Source organism: Luteimonas padinae (assembly GCF_014652935.1).
In the GTDB taxonomy this organism is placed as follows: domain Bacteria; phylum Pseudomonadota; class Gammaproteobacteria; order Xanthomonadales; family Xanthomonadaceae; genus Luteimonas; species Luteimonas padinae.
The window spans coordinates 1-4,239 of the sequence record NZ_BMZT01000023.1; the positions used below are offsets into that span (position 1 = coordinate 1).

Here is a 4,239-nt window from a genome sequence, read left to right on the forward strand (position 1 = left end):
CCAGCCAGCCTTTGCGCGTCAGGTGCCGGCACACGCGATGCGCGATGGTGTTGGCGAGCTGCGTCAGTTGCGCAGAGGTGGGGGCACGGGCGCGGCGCAGGCGCGGCTTGCGCTGCGGACGCTCGGTGGTGTCCTCGTACACTCCGTCGAGCCACAGCATGTGGAAGTGGATGTTGAGATTCAGCGCGCTGCCGAAGCGCTGGATCAGGGTCACCGCACCGCATTGCGCCGTATCCCGCGGCACGCCGGCCTGATCGGCAAGCCAACCGGCGATCACACGATGCACGATGCCCAGCACCGGGCTGATCGCCTCAGGCTTGCTGGGCGGGGTTCATGCGGTGCGTCGAAGCGGGCAGGGCGGCCGCGGAGGATGCCAGAGCCGCCCGGCCGCGGCCATGCACGCGGGCGCCGCGGCGCGGTCGGTTAGGATGAGGGCGGGTCCATCGGGAAGTCCGCGATGCCGGAAATCATCGTCCACCATCTCAATAACTCGCGCTCGCAGCGCGTGCTCTGGCTGCTGGAAGAGCTGGAGCTGCCCTACAGCCTGCGTCGCTACGAGCGCGATGCGGAAACCCTGCTGGCGCCGGCGGCGCTGCGCGAGGTGCATCCGCTGGGCAAGTCACCGGTGATCGAGGATGGCCAACGCGTGGTCGCGGAGTCCGGCGCCATCGTCGAATACCTCGCCGTGCGCCACGGCAACGGCCGCCTGCTGCCCGAGCCCGGCAGCGACGACTACTGGCGCTGCCGCTACTTCATGCACTTCGCCGAGGGCTCGGCGATGCCGCCGCTGCTGCTCAAGCTGGTGTTCGACCGCGTCGCCTCGGCGAAGATGCCGTTCTTCGCCCGGCCCATCGCCCGCGGCATCGCCGACAAGGTGCTCAAGGGCTTCGTGCTGCCGCAGATCCGCGCCCAGCGCGGATATCTCGAAGCCGAGCTGGGCGACCGCGAATGGTTTGCCGGCCGCGATTTCAGCATCGCCGACATCATGATGAGCTTTCCGCTGGAGGCGGCGAAATCGCGCGGCGGCCTCGGCGAGGAGTCGCCCAACCTGCTGGCCTGGCTGCAGCGCATCCACGCCCGTCCGGCCTATCAGCGTGCGCTGCAGGCCGGCGGCGACTATGCCTATGCGGACTGATGCCGGGCGCAGGAGACAGCCCTTGGTTACCCCAGGACAGGCTTGCGGGCGGTGGCTCCGTCCGCTGCGCCTTTCGCCAGCTAGCTGGCTCCTGCGCGTGGAGGGTGATTCGGATCGCGCCGCCGGCGGTGCAGAAGACCGGCTGAGGCCAGTGGGCAATCAGGAGGTCTCGCCTTGTCATGACACCTTGGCCGGGGGCGTAGCAGCTTGGCCAGCGACTGCGCCTGGCGCACGTGCTCCTGGGCACGGCCCTCGGAGCGGTGCGCGGCCACGCCGCGCCGCCGCTTGGGCAGGCGCAGGCGATGTCGCAAGCTGTGCCGGTGGATGTAGCGATAGATGCTGGTGTGGCTGGGCACGGCCATCCCCAGCAGCTGACACCGCCCCCGGATTTGCACCGGGCTCCACTGCTGGCTCACGCCGTGCTCGATCTGGGCGAACGCCTCCGCCGGTAACTGGGGACGTGAGCTGGCATGGTGACGACGGGTCTGGGCCGCCTTGTGCGCGGATGCGGCACGATAGGTCCGCTCGCCGGTGTTGCGTCGCCGCTCCCGGCCAATGGTGCTGGGGTGGCGGCCAAGCTGTCTGGCAATGGCGACATTGGACAATCCTGCACTCAGCAGCGCAGCGATCTGGTAGCGTTCTTCCTGGGTCAGGTGTCGATAGGACATGGGCAACTTCGCTTGGTCGTGGAGCGGCCCAGCCTACGGCGCCTGGCCCGCTTCGGTTCAAGGAAATTGCACTTCAGGGTTGAATCCGCCGAGGTTCAGGCGCCACCTTCCACTATGGCCGGGCTCTGTTGCAGAAGCGCATCGGACCGGCCGGTCCGGTGCAAGTGCAAGAATCAATGGAGGTAACACCATGACTGTTTATGCAGCACCCGGCGCGCAAGGCGCCAAGATTGCCTACAAGAACCGCTACGATAATTTCATCGGCGGCAAATTCGTGGCCCCGGTCAAGGGTCAGTATTTCGATGTGGTCACGCCGGTCAACGGCAAGGTCTACACCCAGGCCGCACGCGGCACCGCCGAGGACATCGAACTGGCGCTCGACGCCGCCCACGCCGCCGCCGACGCCTGGGGCAAGACCGATGTCGCCAGCCGCGCCAACATCCTGCTGAAGATCGCCGACCGCATCGAGCAGAATCTGGAACTGCTGGCCTACGCTGAAACCGTCGATAACGGCAAGGCCATCCGCGAGACGCTGAACGCCGATGTGCCGCTCGCCGCCGACCACTTCCGCTATTTCGCAGGTGCCATCCGCGCGCAGGAAGGCGGCATCAGCGAGATCAACGAAACCACCGTCGCCTACCATTACCACGAGCCGCTGGGCGTGGTCGGGCAGATCATTCCGTGGAACTTCCCGCTACTGATGGCGGCGTGGAAGCTGGCGCCAGCGCTGGCTGCCGGCAACGCCATCGTGCTCAAGCCGGCTGAATCCACGCCGATTTCGATCCTGATCTTCGCCGAGCTGATCGCCGATCTGCTGCCGCCGGGCGTGCTCAACATCGTCAATGGTTTCGGGCGAGAAGCCGGCGTGCCGCTGTCCACCAGCAAGCGCATCGCCAAGATCGGTTTCACCGGGTCCACCAGCACCGGCCGCATGATTGCGCAGGCGGCGGCGAACAACCTGATCCCGGCGACGCTGGAGTTGGGCGGCAAGAGTCCGAACGTGTTCTTCGCCGACATCATGGACAAGGACGATGCCTATCTGGACAAGGCGATCGAAGGCCTGGTGATGTTCGCCTTCAACCAGGGCGAAGTCTGCACCGCGCCCTCGCGCGCGCTGATCCAGGAATCGATCTACGACAAGTTCATGGAGCGCGTGCTCAAACGCGTCGCCGCGATCAAGCACGGCAACCCGCTCGACACCGACACGATGATGGGGGCGCAGGCCAGCAAGGAGCAGCTGACCAAGATCGTTTCGTATCTCGACCTCGGTAAACAGGAAGGCGCGGAAGTGCTGATCGGCGGCGAGCAGGCCAAGCCCGGCGGTGATCTGGACGATGGCTATTACGTGCAGCCGACGCTGTTCAAGGGTCACAACAAGATGCGCATCTTCCAGGAGGAAATCTTCGGCCCGGTGCTGGCCGTGACCACCTTCAAGGACGAGGCCGAGGCGCTGGAAATCGCCAACGACACGCTCTACGGCCTGGGTGCCGGCGTGTGGAGCCGCAACGGCAACGTCGCCTATCGCATGGGCCGCGCGATCAAGGCCGGTCGCGTCTGGACCAACTGCTACCACCACTACCCGGCGCACGCCGCCTTCGGTGGCTACAAGGAATCCGGCATCGGCCGCGAGAACCATCTGATGATGCTCAGCCACTACCAGCAGACCAAGAACCTGCTGGTCAGCTACAGCGAGGACAAGCAGGGATTCTTCTGATTCCTCGATCCACGAAGGGGGCCGGCGATGGCCCCCTTTTTCCTTTCCCGTAGCCGATATTCAAAGGAGACGGCCATGGTCGAGAAAGTCATCGCAACACCCGCTGCGCTCGAGCTGATCGAACTGCTCAAGACCAAGCACGGCCCGGAGTTGATGTTCCACCAGTCCGGCGGTTGCTGCGACAACAGCGCTGCCAACTGCTATCTGCCCGGCGAAATCACCATCGGCCAGGGCGATGTGTATCTGGGCGACATCGGCGGCTGTCCGTTCTACATCGGCACTGCGCAGTACGAAACCTGGAAACACACCCAGATCATCATCGACGCCGTGGACGGCTACGGCGGCGGCACCTTCTCGCTGGAAGGCCCGGAAGGCAAGTTCTTCCAGAGCCGCTCGCGCGTGTTCACCGACGCCGAACTGGCGGAGCTGGGCATCACGCGTTAGGCGACACAGGCTGAACCTGCCTGATCCCAGGCAGTCACGCATCTGCTCCAATGACGAGGTTCGCGGCCTGAAATGCGGCGCCTGTGCAGGTGTTTGCGCCATCCGTCATGTAGGAGCCGTCCATTCGACGTTGGGAGGCTTGCACCTGCATGCGTTGCCAACCAAGATGCGGCCACTCCACTGGTTTGTCGTGATGGGTATAGGAAGTTCAACCGCCCTTTTTGGCGAGTCTGGCGGGTAGGAAGCGGCCGCGCAAGCGCCGCTTTGGGCACAGATCG

At 65.3% G+C, this 4,239-nt stretch carries 3 protein-coding genes and 2 pseudogenes; 3 read left to right on the forward strand and 2 right to left on the reverse strand.

Annotation, left to right across the window (positions count from 1 at the left end; all coding sequences use genetic code 11):
* Window positions 1–322 (reverse strand): annotated as a pseudogene (locus IE168_RS14345) (transposase); the annotation flags it as partial.
* Between the two features lie 135 nt (window positions 323–457).
* Here IE168_RS14345 and IE168_RS14350 point away from each other — a divergent pair.
* The gene (locus IE168_RS14350; RefSeq protein ID WP_189499482.1) at window positions 458–1,135 is read left to right on the forward strand and encodes a glutathione S-transferase; all 678 of its coding nucleotides are present in this window, start codon (window positions 458–460) and stop codon (window positions 1,133–1,135) included.
* A 251-nt stretch (window positions 1,136–1,386) separates the two neighbouring features.
* Here the strand turns inward: IE168_RS14350 and IE168_RS14355 are convergent.
* A pseudogene (locus IE168_RS14355) lies at window positions 1,387–1,803 on the reverse strand (transposase); the annotation flags it as partial.
* Between the two features lie 190 nt (window positions 1,804–1,993).
* Here IE168_RS14355 and exaC point away from each other — a divergent pair.
* Together exaC and IE168_RS14365 are read left to right on the forward strand one after the other, a co-directional pair.
* The gene (gene exaC, locus IE168_RS14360) at window positions 1,994–3,517 is read left to right on the forward strand and encodes an acetaldehyde dehydrogenase ExaC (RefSeq protein WP_189499490.1); all 1,524 of its coding nucleotides are present in this window, start codon (window positions 1,994–1,996) and stop codon (window positions 3,515–3,517) included.
* Window positions 3,518–3,592: 75 nt separating this feature from the next.
* The gene (locus IE168_RS14365; protein WP_189499486.1) at window positions 3,593–3,961 is read left to right on the forward strand and encodes a DUF779 domain-containing protein; all 369 of its coding nucleotides are present in this window, start codon (window positions 3,593–3,595) and stop codon (window positions 3,959–3,961) included.
* Window positions 3,962–4,239: the final 278 nt, after the last annotated feature.